This is a genomic window from Fretibacterium sp. (assembly GCF_057312375.1).
This window is the reverse complement of sequence record NZ_DBHLDX010000045.1, coordinates 1-15,348: the sequence shown is the minus strand read 5'-3', so window position 1 is coordinate 15,348 and position 15,348 is coordinate 1. Positions and strand designations below refer to the sequence as shown.

The window sequence follows — 15,348 nt, the reverse complement described above, 5'->3', positions numbered from 1 at the left end:
GCGCCCCCGCGGCGGGGGCGAGCCCGAAGGAGGACGTCCATCCCCGACGCCTGCACCCCTGCTCCATCGGCGCCGAGCAGCCGAGCGGCCGCCGGCTCCGGGGGCACGACCGTTTGTCCTTCCTCACCCGCCGCACCTGGCTTCTCCAGCCCCTCGTCGGGCTCCGTCGCCCCTTCGGGACGGGGCGCGGGGACTGGGACAGCGTCGGGGGCCTCCGGCCCTTCAGGGTGCAGAGCGAAGGGGGCGCCCGGCTCGTCCCGCCCTTCCTCCACCGGCTGGGGCGCTTCCTGCGTCGGGACCTCCGGGGCAGCGTCCGCCGCTCCCTCCGCCCCGCCATCCAGCGCCTGCAGCAGCACGCTATAGGCCTCCCTCATGCGGGCCGCGGCGCCCTTCGCGCCACGGAGCGCCGCCAGGAGGCGCTGCCTCAGGTTTGAAGCCCCGCCCTCATCCATCCGCGAGAGGAGAGCCTTCAGGCGCTCCCGATCCTCCGCGCTCAGCCGGTCCAGCAGGCCAGCCGCCGCGTCCTCGGCCAGGTCCAGCACCTCCGGCGCGCTCGTCTGCAGGTCCTCCGCCATGGAGGCCAGGAGGTCCAGCACTGGCTTGCCGAAGGGGAAGAGGCTCCCCTGCATCGCGGAATAGACCTGCTCCAGCGCGGGGTATCTCCGCGCCTCCGGCGCGGCCCCACCGGGCTCCTGAGATGCGGAGCACTCCGCCATCAGGCCCTCAAAGGATAAGGGCTCCGCCCCTTCCTTCGGTGAGGCAGAGCCGCGGGCGTCCCTTCCCGCCCCTCCGCGGGGAGCCGGGATGTTGACCTGCATATAGGGGAGCACTTCCGCCATCGTCTTCACGTCCTCTCGCCGGGAAGCGTCCGCAGGCGCTCCACGGAAATTTTCAAAAAGGGCCGGCACAACCCAAAGGGGGACACGGCCGCTGCCCCTGTCGCTCGTCAGGGCTGGGGGCGCGACATGAGCTCCGTCAGCCGGGCCGCCTTCTGAGGGTTCATCTTCCCCAGAATCGAGGCCCTCGCCTCGTTCGGCAGCGTCATCAGGAGCTCCACCGCCAACGGGTCCCGCAGGTGTTCCACCACGGCGGCCGCGTTGCGGGCCGACATGTCCTGGTACGTCCTGGATATCTGCTTGATGAGCTCCTTCTCGGCCGGCGTCGCCTCAGTCCCGCTGGCGACGTCACGGCTGGCTGCGTCGAGGCTCTCCTGCCGAGCCGCTACCTCTGCGAGGCGGGCCGCCAGGTCGCCCGACAGGGCTTCCAGCGCCGCGCTCCGGTCGTCCAGGGAGCGCTCCCGCTCGTCCAGGCGCCTCTGCCACTCCCTAAGCTCCAGGGCCCGCCGTTCGCCAGCCGTCAGGGTGTACTCCTTCGGGACCTCGAAGAACTCCGCCAGGGCGGGGCCTGCATAGGGTATCTTGGGGACGACGTTCCAGAAGAGGGGACGTCCATCCCACATTCCGCTGAGATGAAGCCCCACCGCCCCGCCGATCCCCAGGAGAAGAAGCCACAGGAACCAGGAGAACTTGCTGCTCCGCCTCTTTTGGACTGGCTTTGGCGCCGCCGGAGCGGCCTCCCTCTCCTCCGCCTGGCCGGCGTCGGTAGCGGGCGTGCGTTCCTCAGCCATTTAGCTCTCCTCCCGATAGCGATGGTACAGGGCCATCACGTTTTTGACGTAACGGCCCGTCGCGGAAGGGGTATTTCCCGAATCCACGCGGGCGGACCCCGCGTTGTAGGCCGCAAGGGCTCGCTCGACGTCGCCCTTATATTTATCGGTCAGGTCGGAGATGTATTTAACTCCTCCCTCGATGTTCTGCTCCGGGTCGAAGGGGTCGGACACGCCCAGCATGGCCGCCGTTCGCGGCATCAGCTGCATCAGCCCCTGAGCGCCCTTCCCGGACACCGCGTCCGCGTTCCAGCCGGACTCCACCTCGATCATCGCGCGGATCATCTCGGAGTCGACGTTGTAGTCCGCCGCGCACCGATCGATCACGGGCTGAAGCTCCTCGTAGGACGTTCGGCCGGAGGCCCTGGGCCTTGGGCTCTGACTGACCTCGTCCAGCACGTCGATGAAGCGATCCCTTGCGTTCCCCTGGGTCGGCACGTCGGGCATGGAGCGCTGCACGATCTCCTCGATACGGCTCAACACCCGATTGACCCCAGCCAGATTGGGTCCGATCACGTCATCTTCCTCCCCTCTTGTCCCGCGCACAGTGCAGCGTGGCCACGTCGTCCAGCTCCAGCTGTTCCGCGTCGAGCCTCTCCTTGAAGTCCGCCGTCCTCAGGCGGTCCACGTAGGTTTCCATGATGCGCACGTCCTTGTGGCGCTCCACGAGCCGGGCCTCCGTGCCCAGGATCCTCTGCCGGACGTCCTGCAGGGACTGCCTGCCCTTGTCGATGTTCGTGTTGATGACGTCGATGAACTGCCGCTGAAACCAGAGGTCCGTGCCGTTCGTCACCCTCTCGCCACCGCCGCGGAACTCCGCGATGGCCTCGGCCCTCTCCCCTTCAAGGGCCGACAGGCGGTCCATGACGCCCCTCTCCTCCCGGCGCTCCGCCGCCAGGGTGACCTGCTCGGCCCGGCGGCCGTCCTCCCGGAGCTTCAGGATGCGGTCAAACCTCTGAATACGCTGGTTCATCTCTCAAAACCTCCATTAATCCTCATAAGGAACCGAGGAGGAAACAGGAGAGGCAAAGCGGGCTCCGCTCCGGCGCGGAGCCTCCTCCTTCTGCGCTTCCTGCTGGGCCTGCTGGGGCGGGGCGGACGGGTCGGGGCGCGGCGCCAGCGCGAGCATCAGGCGATCCGTCTCCTCGAAGGAGGACCGCTCCTCCACGCGCTGGGACAGGAAGCTCCGAACGCTCTCCAAGTGCTCCAGGGCCCAGTCCACGCGCAGGTTGGAGCCCGCCTTGTAGGCGCCGATGTTGATGAGGTCCTCCGACTCCGCGTAGGTGGCCAGAAGGTCCCGGATGCGGCCCGCCGCCTCCATGTGCTCGCGGGACACGATGGAGGGCATGACCCGGCTGACGCTCTCCAGCACGCTCACGGCGGGGTAGAAGTTCCGTGCGGCGATGCGGCGGGACAGCACCACGTGCCCGTCCAGGACGCCGCGCACCGTGTCGGCCACCGGCTCGTTCATGTCGTCGCCCTCCACCAGGACGGTGTATATCCCCGTGATGCTCCCCCGCTCCCCCGCGCCGGCGCGCTCCAGGAGCCGGGGCAGCAGCTCGAACACGGAGGGAGTGTAACCCCTCGTCGCCGGGGGCTCTCCGATCGCCAGCCCGATCTCCCTCTGCGCGCGGGCGACGCGGGTCACGGAGTCCATCATCAGGAGGACGTTCTTGCCCGCGTCCCGAAAGTACTCCGCGATCGCCGTGGCGGTCATGGCTGCCTTGAGGCGGATGAGCGGAGGCTGGTCCGACGTCGCCACCACCAGCACGGACCGCGCCGCCCCCTCCGGCCCCAGGTCGCGCTCGATAAACTCCCGCACCTCCCGGCCGCGCTCCCCCACCAGAGAGATGACGTTGACGTCCGCCGTCGTGTAGCGGGCCATCATGCCCAGGAGCGTGCTCTTGCCCACGCCAGACCCCGCAAAGATGCCGATTCGCTGCCCCATGCCCAGCGTCAGCATCCCGTCGATCACGCGGACCCCCACGGAGAGGGGCCGATCCACCATCTGGCGCTTCAGGGGGTGGGGCGGCATCGCATGGAGGGGGTAGAAGTCCTTTGCGACGACGGGCCCCCGGTCGTCGATGGGCTGTCCCAACCCATCCAGGACGCGCCCCAGGAGCGCCGGCCCCACGGGAACCTCAAGGGGCCGGTTGGTGGACACCACGTCGCATCCGGGCCCCACCTCCTGCAGGTTCCCCAAGGGCATCAGGAGGACGCGGTCCTCCCGAAAGCCCACCACCTCGGCGTTCAGCGCGCTGGACCCGTTTCGAAAACAGATGTGGCACAGGTCGCCCACCCGGACGTCCGGCCCCTGGGACTCCGCCACCAGGCCCACCACCTGCACCACCCGACCGTTGACCTTCACCAGCTGCGCCTGACGAAGGTCCGCCTCCAGGACGGCGAGGAGATCGGTCCCGGCCGCTGCGCCGTCGGCCCCGCTCACTGCCCCTCACCTCCGGCCGTGCCCTGGGCTCCCTGCCGGCCTCCTGGGCCCTTGGCGACCTGCTGCAGGATATCGTCCACGATGCCGCCCACCTGCTCCAATTGCGTCCGCCACCGCGCGTCGTAGACGCCCAGGGACGTTTCCACGATGCAGCTCCCCCGGTCCACGTTGGCATCCGCCTTCAGCTCCAGACGGCGCACGCCGCGCAGGGCCTCCTGAAACCTCGTGTCCACGTCGGTCTCGAGGCGGGCGTGGTCCTCCGGAGAAACGTAGATGACGACCTGATTCTTGTCGCTCAGGCGGGGGAGCAGGTCCGTCAGGATGGCCCCCACCGCGTCGGGGTCCAGCTCCACCCGGCGCCGCAGCATTCGCCCCAGCATCTCCTGCCACAGGCGCAGCAGGCGCGGCTGGTTGAGGGCCACGAGCTCCGCAAAGCTCCCCTCCAGGCCCTGTCGGATCCCCTCCAGGGAGTCCGTCAGCGCGGAGAACTTGTCCAGGTACTGCTTCTCCACCTCGGCCCGCGCGGCCGCAAGCCCCTCGTCGTGCCCCTTGTCCCAGCCCTCCCGGCGCCCGCGCTCCTGCGCCTCGCGGGCGGCCTCTTGCGCCGCCGCAGCGGCCCCCTCCTCCAGCTCCCTTCGGCGCCGGTCACAATCCGCCCTGACGCCGTCGATCTCGGACTCCAGGCGGCCCCTGGCCTCCGACGCCTCCGCCAGCTGCGCCCGCGCCGACCCCAGCTCGGCCTGGAGCTCCTCGATCCGCCTCAACAGCTCCGGGTCCGGCCCCTCGGACACTGGCTCCACCGCCTCATCCGCGGACGGGTTCGGCTCCCTCTCATGCAAATCCTGCTCTTCCTCCGGCTGGGGAGAAAGAGCAGGCTCCGGCTCGATACCGATTTTGACGGCTTCCGGAAGGAGGCGGACCGCTCGCAGGACCCGCTGAGGCGCCCTAGACAACGAGCTCGTCCTCTCCGCCCGTGGCGATGACGATCTCGCCCTGCTCCTCCAGTCCGCGGACGACGTTGACCACCTTCTGCTGGGCCTCCTCCACGTCCTTGACCCGAACCGGCCCCATGTAGTCCATGTCCTCCTTCAGCATCTCCGCCGCGCGCTTCGACATGTTCTTGAAGAACTTCGCCTTGAGCTCCTCCGTCGCGCCCTTGAGGGCCAGGCTGAGGTCCTTCATGTCCACCTCGCGCATGATGCGCTGCAGCGCCCGGTCGTCCAGGCGCAGGATGTCCTCGAACACGAACAGGCGCTTCTTGATCTCCTCCGCCAGCTCGGGGTCGTTCTCCTCCAGGTACTCCATGATGTTGCGCTCCGTGGTGCGGTCCGCGCTGTTGATGAGGGACACCACCGCGTCGATGCCGCCCGCCATCGTGAAGTCCTGTCCCATCACCGTGCTCAGTTTGCGCTCCAGCACGCGCTCCACCTCCCTCAGCACCTCGGGTGTGATACGGTCCATGCGGGCGATGCGCTTGGCCACCTCCGCCTGCAGGTTCGGGGACAGCCCGCTCAGGATCATGGCGGCCTGGGACGGGTCCAGGTAGGACAGGATCAGGGCAATGGTCTGAGGGTGCTCGCCCTGGATGAAGCTCAGTATCTGTTGAGCGTCCGTGTGCCTCATGAAGTCGAAGGGGCGCACCTGCAGGCTGGCCGTGATGCGGGCCAGGAGGTTCTGAGCCCTCTCCGGCCCCAGCGCGCGCTCCAAGACGTCCCGCGCGTAGTCCACGCCGCCCCTGGCCATGAACTCGCGGGCCATCAGCACCTCCTGCGCGTCCTTCAGCACCTGAAGCTTGATCTCAGGCGACACCTTGCGCAGGTTGGCTATCTCAAGGGTGATGAGCTCGATCGTGGGGTCATCCAGTTTCTTGTAGACCTCCGCGGCGACCTCGTTGCCCAGAGAAACCATGAGGACCGCGATCTTCTCTCTGCTGGAAACGCCGCCCGGCGCGGCGCTGTTTGACTTAGGCATTTAAGGGACTCCTTTACTCGTCGGAAGCCAGCCACTCGTTGACCAGGTTTGCGACCTCTCCGGGGTTGTTCTTGGCATAGGCCTTCAACTGCTCCTCGATCACGGCGAGCTCGCCCTGGAAGGCCAACAGGTCCGGCGACGTCAGCATCTCCTGAATGGTGGGCACCTTCCGTCCCTCCTCCGTCGCCTCCATGACGGCCATGCGGGCGCGGCGCTTCCGCAGCCGCCAGAGGATCAGGGCCGTCAGCAGGCCCAGCATGACCAGGGCGGCGACGGAGCCAGAGGCGTAGCGCATGACCCTCTCCTGCCTCATCTCGGCCGCCATGGCGTCGGCGAAGGCGGTGGAGAACTTCATCGCCCGCACGACCAGGCTATCGCCCCGCGCCTCGTTGAATCCGATGGCCCCCGATACGATCTCGCGCAGGGTTCTCAGACCCTCATCGTCCAAGTTCTCCGCGTCCACGAGAACGGAGGCCGACAGGCGCCGGATGCCCCCCGGCGTGACGACCTGATCGCTCTTGTGCGTCGTGATCTCGTAGTTCGTCGTCGCGTTCGACTTGCTGTAGTCGCTGTTGACGTTCTGGGTGTTGACGGCGTAGCCTGGGATGTTCGTCGTCGTCCCCGGCGTCCCCGTCACGGGCTGTCCCGTACCGGTGTAGGTTTCCTCGCCCTTCTCCGTGCTGCGGGGGATCCCCATCGGGTTGTCCGGCCCCAGAGGAAGGTAGTCCACCCGCGAGTTGGAGCGCCGGTCGAAGTCCAGGTCCAGCTTCACCTTCACCACCGCCGTGCCCGGCCCGAAGACCTGCTCCAGCATGTTGCGCGCCTTCGCCTCAAGTTCGCGCTCCTGCTGCCGCTCCAGCTCCCGCTGGAGGGAGGTCACGGAGTTGACGGCACCGTCCTGGGAGTAGATGAACATGGAGTCCGCCACCATGTCGGACAGGGTGTGCCCGCCCGTGTCCACGACAGTCACGTCCTCCGGCTTCAGGCCGTTCACGCTGTGGGAAACCAGGTGGATGATGGCCTTCACGTGGTTGGGGCCGAGAGAGGCTCCAGGCCTCAGCCGCAGGAGCACGGAGGCCGTCGTCGACTGCTGCTCCCGAAGGTAGAGGGTCTTCTCCGGAATGGCCACGCTGACCCGCGCCGAGTCCACCTGGTCCATGCGGGCGATCGTGCGCTCCAGCTCCCCCTCGATGGCGCGGCCGTAGGCGACCTTCTGCTGGAACTCGCTCATGCCCATCTTCGCGTCGTCGAAGAGCTCGAAGCCCGTGCTGCCGCCCCTGGGCAACCCCTGCTGCGCCAGGGACAGCCGCGTTTCGTAGACGCTTGAGTTGGGCAGGAGGATCGCGTTCGCCGACGGGTCCAGGCGGTAGGGGATATTGTTCTCCTTAAGGTAGTCCACAATCGCCGCCTGATCCGAAACGTCAAGCCCCGCAAAGAGCGGTTCATAGTTGGTGCGGCCCGCCACGAAGAGCATGAGGCCTATGGCGGTAAGGACAAAAAAGGTCGATAAAAACAGGGAGGCGCGCTGCCACAGCTTCAGGGAGGCCCAGAAGCCTAAGAAAGCGGCAACCCAGCGTCGTACCGTGTCCATAATCGATCAGTGCTAACCCGATATCCTGGAGAGGGACTGGTAGGCGTCCACCAGCTTATTGCGCAGCTCCATGAGGAGCTTCAGAGAAACCTCGGCACGCGAAGAGGCAAGGACCACCTCGGAGATGTCCGCCACCTCGCCGATGGCCAGCCTGCGCACCTTGTCGTCGGCCTCAAGCTGAAGCGAGTTCACCTTTCGTATCGAAGCGGAGAGCATATCGTCAAATGAAACTTCGGGCGCCTCCGGCGCCTCAGTGAAGATTCGCCGTGCTGCCGGCGTCGGCTTTTCCTCTATTCTTTCAACCTTCACTTGAGATAAGTCCAATACCAGGCGATCCAATTTCAAGCCCTCCAGTCAGATATCTCCGCTTTATTTCGGCATAGGAGCTCCTCTTGAAAACGGCGGCGATGCCAGGCCATTCTCAAGGTGCGGGAGCGCCCTGCGCTCGCGCCCTCCGCATCAGAGGGGCTTCGTCGCCTCCTGCACGCCGCCCTCGACCTGGGCAAAGGTTCGGACCTCGCCTCCCGGCTTCTGCGTCGTGACCTGCCCAATGCGGCAATCCTGCACCCATCCTTGGGGCTTTTCGTATAGCATACCATGAAATACGTATCGCGTGGAAGCCCGAACAAAAATTCCCCGCCTCGAAATCCCCTTCGTCCCTGCGCACGATCATTACTTATTGTAATATACTGTGGAATGAATTGAAATAGCCAACGCGAGGCCTGCGTGGCCCAGACGTTCCTCAAAAGGCCGCGCCGCAGACGGCGCCAGGCCCCTCGCAAAGATTTTACGATACGGGCGGAGGTTGGACCAATGGCATTTGGACCGGAGTTCATCCGCGGCCTCAGGGCCGCCATCAGCACGAAGCTCCCCTGGCGCGTGGCCAGGGTGGAGGGGGGAGAGTCCTGGGCCGCCCTGAAGGTGTCCTACGGGGACCTGTGGCTCCTCCTGTCGTGGGGGGCAGGGGCCGCGGGCTGCTGCCTGGCGGGCAGCGGGGAAACGGCGGCCCTGAAAAAGGGCGCGCCAGCCCGCGCGCCCATCGCCGAGGCGCTGAAGAGCCGCGCGGTCCGCGGGGACATCGTCGCCGTGCGCCAGATCAACGACGACCGGATCCTTGAGTTCCATATCCGCCGCCGCGTGGCCGCGGGGACGGCGATTGGCTACTACCTCGTCCTGGAGGCGACGGAGCCCGTGGGGAACCTGCTGCTGCTGGACGAGGACCGCAGGATCGAGGAGGCCGCGCGGCACTCCGCTCCGGACCGGAACCACTACCGGACGCTCCTGCCCGGTCACAGTTACGCGCCGCCTCCGGCCTTCGGCGGCCCCCTGCCATCATCCCTCTCCTCTCTCGCCTTTTCGGACGTCCCCGACCTTGCGGGCATCGGCCGCCCCCTGACGCGCCTCGTCCAGTCCCACTGGGAGGAGCGGGACCCCTCCACCTGGCTCTCCGCCCTTCAGGACGCCGTCACGGACGCGCCGCTCCCCTGCCAGGTCACCGCGAAGAACTACGTGACGCGCTTCGGCATCCTCCTCCCTGAGGCCGAGCCCCTGGGCGACGATCCCCTGCAAGCGGCTGCCCGTGGCGTGCTGGCCCCCATGATGCGGCGGGGGCGGGACCGTCTGCTCCACGAGCTGGACCAGCGGCTGAAGCGTGCGGTGAAGGCGCGGGAACGTCGCCTGGACGGCCTTCGCAAGCAGCTCAAAAACTGCGCGGAGGCGGAGGGCCTCCGGCGAAAGGGAGAGGTGCTCCTGGCCCACCTCGCGGAGGTCCCCGCAGGGGCCGAGGAGGTGACCCTCACGACGTGGGAGGGGGAACGGCTCACCATCGCGCTGGACGCGCGCCTGTCGCCCTCGCGTAACGCCGAACGGTACTTCAAAAGGTACCGCAAGGGCAAGGGCGACCCTGCCGCCATTCGGGAGGAGCTGCGGGCTCAGGAGAGTGCCATCAGCGAGATCCTGGAGCAGCACGACCTTCTGGAAGCCATCGACGACCCGGAGGCCTTTGAGGATGCTCTTCGGGACATCGAGGAGTGGCTGGCCCCGGAGGACAAGAGGCAGGATGCCGCAAAGAAAAAGGGGAAAAAAGGGAAAGGGGGCGAACGAACTCCGCCCTTCCTGAGCTTTGCCGTCGAGGGGCTGACCGTTCTGGTGGGGCTCTCGGCGCGCGGCAACCGCTACGTCACCTTCAAGCAGGCCCGGCCGGAGGACATCTGGATGCACGCCCACGAGCTGCCCGGCTCCCACGTCATCATCCGGGGCGCCCGCGACCGCGCGGCTCTGGAGGGCGAGTACCGGGCCGTGCTGGAGTTCGCGGCCTCCCTGGCTGCGGCGCACTCAAAGGGCAGGAACGCCGGCTCCGTCCCCATCGACTACACGGAGCGGCGACACGTCCGCTCCGTTCCGGGGACCATCGCCCTCGTGACCTACACGAACCCCGGCACCCTGCGCGCCGCGCCCCGCGTCGAGGGAGGGCTGCCGGCAAAGCCTGAGGGAAACTAGGCGCCTCAGCGCAGCAGCGGGACGTTCGCCTCCCGCCCTGCCAGGCGGGCGAAATCCAGGGCGCGCAGGCTCGACGCGCTCCTGAGCCCCATCAGGGCGCCTCGCTCCAGCAGAAGGGCGACGAGCTCCGGCGGGGCGAGGGCCGCGGCCGCCATCAGGGGGGTGACGCCCTCATCTCCCCATAGGGGACATCGCGCGTTGACGTCCGATCCAGCGTCCAGCAGCAGGCGCACCTTCTCCAGTCCACCATCCTCCGCTAGGAGCGCGGACATCAGAGCGGATCGCCCCTCGCCGTCCTTGGCCAGGGGGTTTGCCCCGCGCTCCAGAAGGAGCTCGACCTGCCGGGCCGACCCGCACTCCGCCGCCAGGTGCAGAGGAGTTCTGCCGCTGGCCGGGCCGTTGGGGTCGGCGCCGAAGTCCAGCAGGAGCTCCGTGAGCCCGGCGAAGGCGCCGCCCTTCTCCAGCGATAGGGTGAGGGGCGTGCGCCCCTCCCCGTCCGCGGCATCCGCCTCCGCACCGTGAAGGAGCAGCAGCCGCACCACCTCAAGGTGCGTGGAGAGCGGCACGCGCACCCCGGCCGCGACGGTGCAGTAGAGAGGGGTCCGCCCCCGCTCGTCGCGTCCTGCGACGCGCTCTCCTGCCTCCAGGGCCTCACGGACGGCCTGAACGTCCCCCAGGGCGCAGAGCTCGGCCAGCTCCGCGCCGCGCGCCGGAGAAAGGAGCAGGAAAGCCGCCAGCGCGCCGCCGAAGAACCTCGCCACAAAACGCCTCACCACAGACGACACCCCCTCGCAGGATGCAGGCCGACCGGCCTCGCCCTGCGCCCTATTATGGCAGACTGCCGGCGAAAAATCGAGCCACCACCCCATCCGACCCAAAAAAATTTGACAACGTTTCAAACTCCGATATAATGACAGAGTTGTGTGCGGAGAAGTGGCCGAGTGGTCGAAGGCGGTTGACTCGAAATCAACTGAGCGGCTTGCCGTTCCGTGAGTTCGAATCTCACCTTCTCCGCCATTTATATCGAAATTAAAAAGGCCGGTCCATGACCGGCCTTTTGTTTACCCTTCTACTCTGAACTATCCTCCACCGCATGCCATCCATTCAGCTCTGGGAACAGGGATTTGATGTGCGTTTCCACCTTCTCGTAGGCCCTTATCGCCTCGGGGATGTTCTCCCGAAGCAAAGCCTCGTCCATCTCAACCCCGTAGCCGTGGGTCAGTCGGTGACGAAAACGCCTCATGCCGCTCAGGGTGGGCTCGATATCCGGCGGAAGCAAGCCCTTCGCGTTTCCCGCCTCGACAAGACGCTTGTGCCAGGAGTCGTCCTTGGCGATCTTCTCCTTGTACACGCCCTCGATGAAAAGCCGCAGGACGTTCTCGACGCTCATGTAAAGGTCGCCAAGGAGCATTCCCACTCCTGCACACACCGTCAGGCTCCAAGGGGCAGGGATGTCTTGAAAGGCCGTTTGGAGTTCTGAAACGGTTCGGCGGCTTTTCTCAAACACGATGCAGAGCGATTTTTTGTGGCTCTCGGTCAGCATAGATCTCCGCCCCTTCGTCAAGGATGATCGGAACAAGGAAACCGTTGTCCTCAACCCGGATGACGTCAACCGGCTTTCCGCCGAGTTCGTCGGCCCACAGAAGACGATCCCAGAAGACATGATAGTCCTTCAGGGACAACCCTTCCACGGCGAGGTCGATGTCCTTGGCCTCATCTTCCGGCCCTGTCAAGCAGGAGCCGAAGAGCAAGATGCGAGCGGCACCGTATTCCTTGGCAACGGAACGAATGAAGGCTAAGCTTGTATCGTTCAGCACCGTGCCCACCTCCCAATGCCATTCTCCAGTGAATTTATAATACCATACCCTAAAATGAGGCTTCCTGGATCAAAATTTTTCAATTTGCCTCTTGAAGGCAGCCAAAGCATGGCATCAATAAGTGATCCAGGTCACAGTGACAGCGCGATCAACAGCAACAATCACAATGTTTCTGCGAAGAATAGCGCGCTGCCATTGTGCAAATTAAACGAACTTCTGTATTGTCGAAAATCACTGACCACACCAAAAAAGCGCGCCCAGGCTGCCCTTGATACGTCTTAAGCCCATGACCTCAGGCTTTTTACTTCCTTGACGCGCTTTAATTGTATATTAAAATAGTCTTCATTAAAAAGATAAGCTTTACCGGCCACAGGCTCCAAATGGGGATGCAGTCCCCGGAGTGGAGAGTGACTTTGTTTTGTTGAACCTCAGGCAGTTTGATTTTTACGTTTCAAAATTCGTTTTTTCGAGGAGGAAGAATTGATGAAGGGTTTTGCGATGCTGAAGATCGGCAGTGTGGGGTGGATCGAAAAGGATCGTCCGAAGTGCGGCCCTATGGACGCGATTTGTCGTCCCCTGGCTCTCGCGCCGTGCACCTCGGACGTCCATACCGTTTGGGAGGGCGCCGTCGGAGAGCGTCACAACATGATCTTGGGGCACGAGGGCACCGGAGAGATCGTGGAGGTCGGAGAGCTGGTCAAGGACTTCAAGCCGGGCGACAAGGTCATCGTCCCCGCCATCACCCCGGACTGGAACTCCCTGGAGGCCCAGGGAGGCTATTCCATGCACTCGCACGGGATGCTCAACGGATGGAAGTTCTCCAACGTCAAGGATGGCCTGTTCGGAGAGTTCTTCCACGTCAACGATCCGGATGGGAACCTGGCGCTCCTTCCGGAGAACATCGACCTCAAGGTGGCTCCCATGCTCTCGGATATGGTGCCCACGGGGTTCCATGGCGCCGAGCTCGCCGACGTCCAATATGGCGATGAGGTCCTGGTCATCGGGATCGGACCGGTCGGCCTGATGGCCGTGGCGGGGGCAAACCTGCGCGGAGCCTCACGCATCTATGCCGTGGGGACCCGTCCCGTGTGCATCGAGGCCGCCAAGTTCTATGGAGCCACGGACTTCATCGACTACAAGGGCGGGACGATCAGCGAACAGGCGCTCAAGCTGACCGGGGGCAGAGGCGTGGACAAGGTCATCATCGCAGGCGGAACCGTCGATACCTTCGCGGAAGCGGTCAAGTCGCTGAAGGCCGGCGGCAAGATCGGGAACGTGAACTATCTGGGATCGGGCGCGACGATCGACATCCCGCGCCTGGAGTGGGGCGTCGGTATGGGGCACAAGGCCATCAACGGCGGGCTGATGCCGGGCGGCCGGCTGAGGATGGAGAAACTGTCCCGCCTGGTATCGGTCGGCAAGCTAGACCTCTCCCCGTTGATCACCCACCCCTTCAAGGGCTTCGAGCACGTCGAAGAAGCGCTCTACCTGATGAAGGAGAAGCCGAAGGACCTGATCAAGCCGGTCGTCTTGCTCTGAGCCAACTCGCAAGCTGCGTCAGAGGCCGACCCCATTTCCCCGTGCGGGACGGGGCGGGCCTAACATCTTTTTCATTGACGCAAGCGGAGGGGAGAGCAGTTCTCCTCGTTCGGGGGCGGCCGTCCTGCGGCCGCCCCCTTACGGCAAAGCCCGCAGCCACTTAAGGAGGTCGTTTATGAAAGTATTGGTGATATCCGGTTTTCTCGGCGCCGGCAAAACTCGCTTCATCAAGGAGCTGGTGCGACGCACCCGAAGGGACTTCGTCGTCCTGGAGAACGAATACGCCAACCTCGGCGTGGACGGCGGACGACTGAAGGAAGACGTTTCGGTCTGGGAGCTGACGGAGGGGTGCATCTGCTGTTCCGTCAAGTCCGACTTCGCGGCATCCGTCCTGACGATCTCCAACGCGCTATCCCCGGAATTTCTGATCGTCGAGCCGACCGGGGTAGGCTTGTTGAGCGCCGTCCTGGAGAACATCGGCAGGATCGCCTACGAGCGCATCGAGCTCCTGAGCCCCGTCACCCTGGTGGATGTCCACTGCTTCGACGAGTACCTGAAGACATTTGACGCTTTTTACGCCGACCAGATCCGCAACGCGGGAACGCTCTTGATCTCCAAGGCCGAAAACTCCCCTCCGGAGCACGTCACCGCCGTCGCGGCGGAACTGCGCGGGCTGAACGCAGGAGCGGACATCCCCCTGCGGCATTACTCCGAACAGCCTCAGGAGTGGTGGGAGGCGCTGCTCTCAAAACCTCGTGCCGAGGAACGCGCCTTCGCCGAGCTTGAGGGACATCCCGACTTGAGCCAGGTCGGGTATTCCGGGTTCACCGTCAACGCCATGAACGAGTTTCTGCTGAAGCTTCAGTTTTTGATGCGCGGCACCCTGGGCACGGTCTATCGGGCCAAGGGCCGTTTCCCCGTCCAGGGACAATGGGCCTCTTTCGACCTCGTCAAGGACCGTTACGCCATCGAGCCATGCGCCCCCGCGGAGGATTCGAGGATGGTGATCATCGGCACGGACCTGAACGAAAAATACCTGCACAAACTCTTCGTGCAAAACGAGAGGCTGTTCTAGGGAAGCGGCTGCTTCATCGAGCCGTCGTCCGTCAGGCCCTGTCGGCCCTGTGGCACGCCACGAAGTGCCCCGGCGACACCTCTCTGAGCTCAGGCCGGAACTGTCGGCACCGTTCCTCGACCAGCGGACAGCGCGGGGCGAAGCGACAGCCGCACTGAAAGTCGATGGGGCTGCCCACCTCCCCCTTCAGGCGCACCCGGCGTTCCCTCATGGGGTTGTCCGGGTCCACGTCCGGAATGGAGGACAGCAGGGCCCTTGTGTACGGGTGAAGCGGCTCTCCGTAGAGCCGGTCCGTTTCGGCCAGCTCCACCAAGGCTCCAAGGTACAGGACCCCGACGCGGTCTGAGATGTGGCGCACCACGGCCAGGTCGTGGGCGATGAAGAGCGACGTCAGTCCCAGGTCCTTTCGCAGGTCCACCAGGAGGTTGACGATCTGGGCCTGAATGGAAACGTCCAGCGCCGAGATCGGCTCGTCGCAGACCAGAAACTCCGGCTCTACGGCCAGTGCCCGCGCGATGCCGATGCGCTGGCACTGCCCCCCGGAGAACTCGTGGGGGTAGCGGGAGCGAAACTCCGGCCTCAGCCCCATCCGCGTGAGGAGGCGGCAGACCCGCTCCTCGCGCTCTTCTTGATCCCGGCATAGGCGGTGCGCGTCCAACCCCTCCGCCACAATGTCCCCGACGGTCATCCGGGGGTTCAGGGAGGCGTAGGGGTTCTGCAGCACGATCTGCGCCCGCTTCTTGA

The 15,348-nt window shown here is 65.4% G+C and carries 16 protein-coding genes and 1 tRNA gene; 4 read left to right on the top strand and 13 right to left on the bottom strand.

Annotated features, from left to right (window positions below; translation table 11 throughout):
• The 9 genes from ACO41U_RS07570 to fliE all read right to left on the bottom strand — a co-directional run.
• Nucleotides 1–839, bottom strand: an 839-nt coding sequence (locus tag ACO41U_RS07570; RefSeq protein WP_485942858.1) for a hypothetical protein, incomplete at its 3' end; no start/stop codon positions are given.
• A 107-nt stretch (nucleotides 840–946) separates the two neighbouring features.
• A complete protein-coding gene (locus ACO41U_RS07565) occupies nucleotides 947–1,627 on the bottom strand; it encodes a MotE family protein (RefSeq protein ID WP_485942857.1) in 681 nt (226 codons plus the stop codon).
• The gene (locus ACO41U_RS07560; RefSeq protein ID WP_485942855.1) at nucleotides 1,628–2,182 is read right to left on the bottom strand and encodes a lytic transglycosylase domain-containing protein; all 555 of its coding nucleotides are present in this window, start codon (nucleotides 2,180–2,182) and stop codon (nucleotides 1,628–1,630) included.
• A 1-nt stretch (nucleotide 2,183) separates the two neighbouring features.
• Nucleotides 2,184–2,639 carry a flagellar export protein FliJ gene (gene fliJ, locus ACO41U_RS07555; protein ID WP_485942853.1) on the bottom strand — a complete coding sequence of 152 codons (456 nt, stop codon included), beginning with the start codon at nucleotides 2,637–2,639 and terminating at the stop codon, nucleotides 2,184–2,186.
• Between the two features lie 15 nt (nucleotides 2,640–2,654).
• Nucleotides 2,655–4,112, bottom strand: a complete 1,458-nt coding sequence (gene fliI / locus ACO41U_RS07550; protein WP_485942851.1) for a flagellar protein export ATPase FliI — start codon at nucleotides 4,110–4,112, stop codon at nucleotides 2,655–2,657.
• Nucleotides 4,109–4,951 (bottom strand): FliH/SctL family protein, encoded by an 843-nt coding sequence (locus ACO41U_RS07545; protein ID WP_485942849.1) that lies wholly within the window; start codon nucleotides 4,949–4,951, stop codon nucleotides 4,109–4,111. The genes fliI and ACO41U_RS07545 overlap by 4 nt, the downstream gene beginning before the upstream one ends.
• A 106-nt stretch (nucleotides 4,952–5,057) precedes the next feature.
• Nucleotides 5,058–6,083, bottom strand: a complete 1,026-nt coding sequence (fliG, locus tag ACO41U_RS07540) for a flagellar motor switch protein FliG (protein WP_485942847.1) — start codon at nucleotides 6,081–6,083, stop codon at nucleotides 5,058–5,060.
• Between the two features lie 13 nt (nucleotides 6,084–6,096).
• Complete coding sequence (gene fliF / locus ACO41U_RS07535) at nucleotides 6,097–7,674, bottom strand: flagellar basal-body MS-ring/collar protein FliF (protein ID WP_485942845.1); 1,578 nt, start codon at nucleotides 7,672–7,674, stop codon at nucleotides 6,097–6,099.
• Nucleotides 7,675–7,686: 12 nt separating this feature from the next.
• Nucleotides 7,687–7,983 (bottom strand): flagellar hook-basal body complex protein FliE, encoded by a 297-nt coding sequence (gene fliE, locus ACO41U_RS07530; RefSeq protein ID WP_485942843.1) that lies wholly within the window; start codon nucleotides 7,981–7,983, stop codon nucleotides 7,687–7,689.
• A 504-nt stretch (nucleotides 7,984–8,487) separates the two neighbouring features.
• On the opposite strand from fliE, the gene ACO41U_RS07525 reads away from it, so the two are divergent.
• Nucleotides 8,488–10,173: an Rqc2 family fibronectin-binding protein gene (locus ACO41U_RS07525; RefSeq protein WP_485942841.1), complete on the top strand. Its 1,686-nt coding sequence runs from the start codon at nucleotides 8,488–8,490 to the stop codon at nucleotides 10,171–10,173.
• A 5-nt stretch (nucleotides 10,174–10,178) separates the two neighbouring features.
• On the opposite strand, the gene ACO41U_RS07520 is transcribed toward ACO41U_RS07525, so the two are convergent.
• Nucleotides 10,179–10,949: an ankyrin repeat domain-containing protein gene (locus ACO41U_RS07520; protein WP_485942839.1), complete on the bottom strand. Its 771-nt coding sequence runs from the start codon at nucleotides 10,947–10,949 to the stop codon at nucleotides 10,179–10,181.
• A gap of 151 nt (nucleotides 10,950–11,100) precedes the next feature.
• Between ACO41U_RS07520 and ACO41U_RS07515 the strand changes: the two genes are divergently transcribed.
• Nucleotides 11,101–11,190, top strand: a tRNA-Ser gene (locus ACO41U_RS07515).
• A 52-nt stretch (nucleotides 11,191–11,242) separates the two neighbouring features.
• Here ACO41U_RS07515 and ACO41U_RS07510 read toward each other — a convergent pair.
• The gene (locus ACO41U_RS07510) at nucleotides 11,243–11,584 is read right to left on the bottom strand and encodes a ribonuclease toxin HepT-like protein (protein WP_366123183.1); all 342 of its coding nucleotides are present in this window, start codon (nucleotides 11,582–11,584) and stop codon (nucleotides 11,243–11,245) included.
• A gap of 88 nt (nucleotides 11,585–11,672) precedes the next feature.
• A complete protein-coding gene (locus ACO41U_RS07505; protein WP_485942837.1) occupies nucleotides 11,673–11,990 on the bottom strand; it encodes a nucleotidyltransferase family protein in 318 nt (105 codons plus the stop codon).
• A gap of 483 nt (nucleotides 11,991–12,473) precedes the next feature.
• On the opposite strand from ACO41U_RS07505, the gene ACO41U_RS07500 reads away from it, so the two are divergent.
• Together ACO41U_RS07500 and ACO41U_RS07495 are read left to right on the top strand one after the other, a co-directional pair.
• Nucleotides 12,474–13,529 carry an NAD(P)-dependent alcohol dehydrogenase gene (locus ACO41U_RS07500; protein ID WP_298780539.1) on the top strand — a complete coding sequence of 352 codons (1,056 nt, stop codon included), beginning with the start codon at nucleotides 12,474–12,476 and terminating at the stop codon, nucleotides 13,527–13,529.
• Between the two features lie 175 nt (nucleotides 13,530–13,704).
• On the top strand, nucleotides 13,705–14,604 hold the full coding sequence (locus ACO41U_RS07495; RefSeq protein ID WP_485942835.1) for a CobW family GTP-binding protein: 900 nt from the start codon (nucleotides 13,705–13,707) through the stop codon (nucleotides 14,602–14,604).
• A gap of 31 nt (nucleotides 14,605–14,635) precedes the next feature.
• Here the strand turns inward: ACO41U_RS07495 and ACO41U_RS07490 are convergent.
• The coding region (locus tag ACO41U_RS07490) for an oligopeptide/dipeptide ABC transporter ATP-binding protein (protein WP_485942833.1) at nucleotides 14,636–15,348 on the bottom strand (713 nt) is incomplete at its 5' end.

Bases quoted from the DNA above. Each gene is read 5' to 3' on its own strand.
- ACO41U_RS07565 (WP_485942857.1), bottom strand. From the start codon at position 1,627: ATGGCTGAGGAACGCACGCCCGCTACCGACGCCGGCCAGGCGGAGGAG.
- ACO41U_RS07500 (WP_298780539.1), top strand. From the start codon at position 12,474: ATGAAGGGTTTTGCGATGCTGAAGATCGGCAGTGTGGGGTGGATCGAA.
- fliJ (WP_485942853.1), bottom strand. From the start codon at position 2,639: ATGAACCAGCGTATTCAGAGGTTTGACCGCATCCTGAAGCTCCGGGAG.
- fliG (WP_485942847.1), bottom strand. From the start codon at position 6,083: ATGCCTAAGTCAAACAGCGCCGCGCCGGGCGGCGTTTCCAGCAGAGAG.
- fliF (WP_485942845.1), bottom strand. From the start codon at position 7,674: ATGGACACGGTACGACGCTGGGTTGCCGCTTTCTTAGGCTTCTGGGCC.
- ACO41U_RS07525 (WP_485942841.1), top strand. From the start codon at position 8,488: ATGGCATTTGGACCGGAGTTCATCCGCGGCCTCAGGGCCGCCATCAGC.
- ACO41U_RS07510 (WP_366123183.1), bottom strand. From the start codon at position 11,584: ATGCTCCTTGGCGACCTTTACATGAGCGTCGAGAACGTCCTGCGGCTT.
- ACO41U_RS07495 (WP_485942835.1), top strand. From the start codon at position 13,705: ATGAAAGTATTGGTGATATCCGGTTTTCTCGGCGCCGGCAAAACTCGC.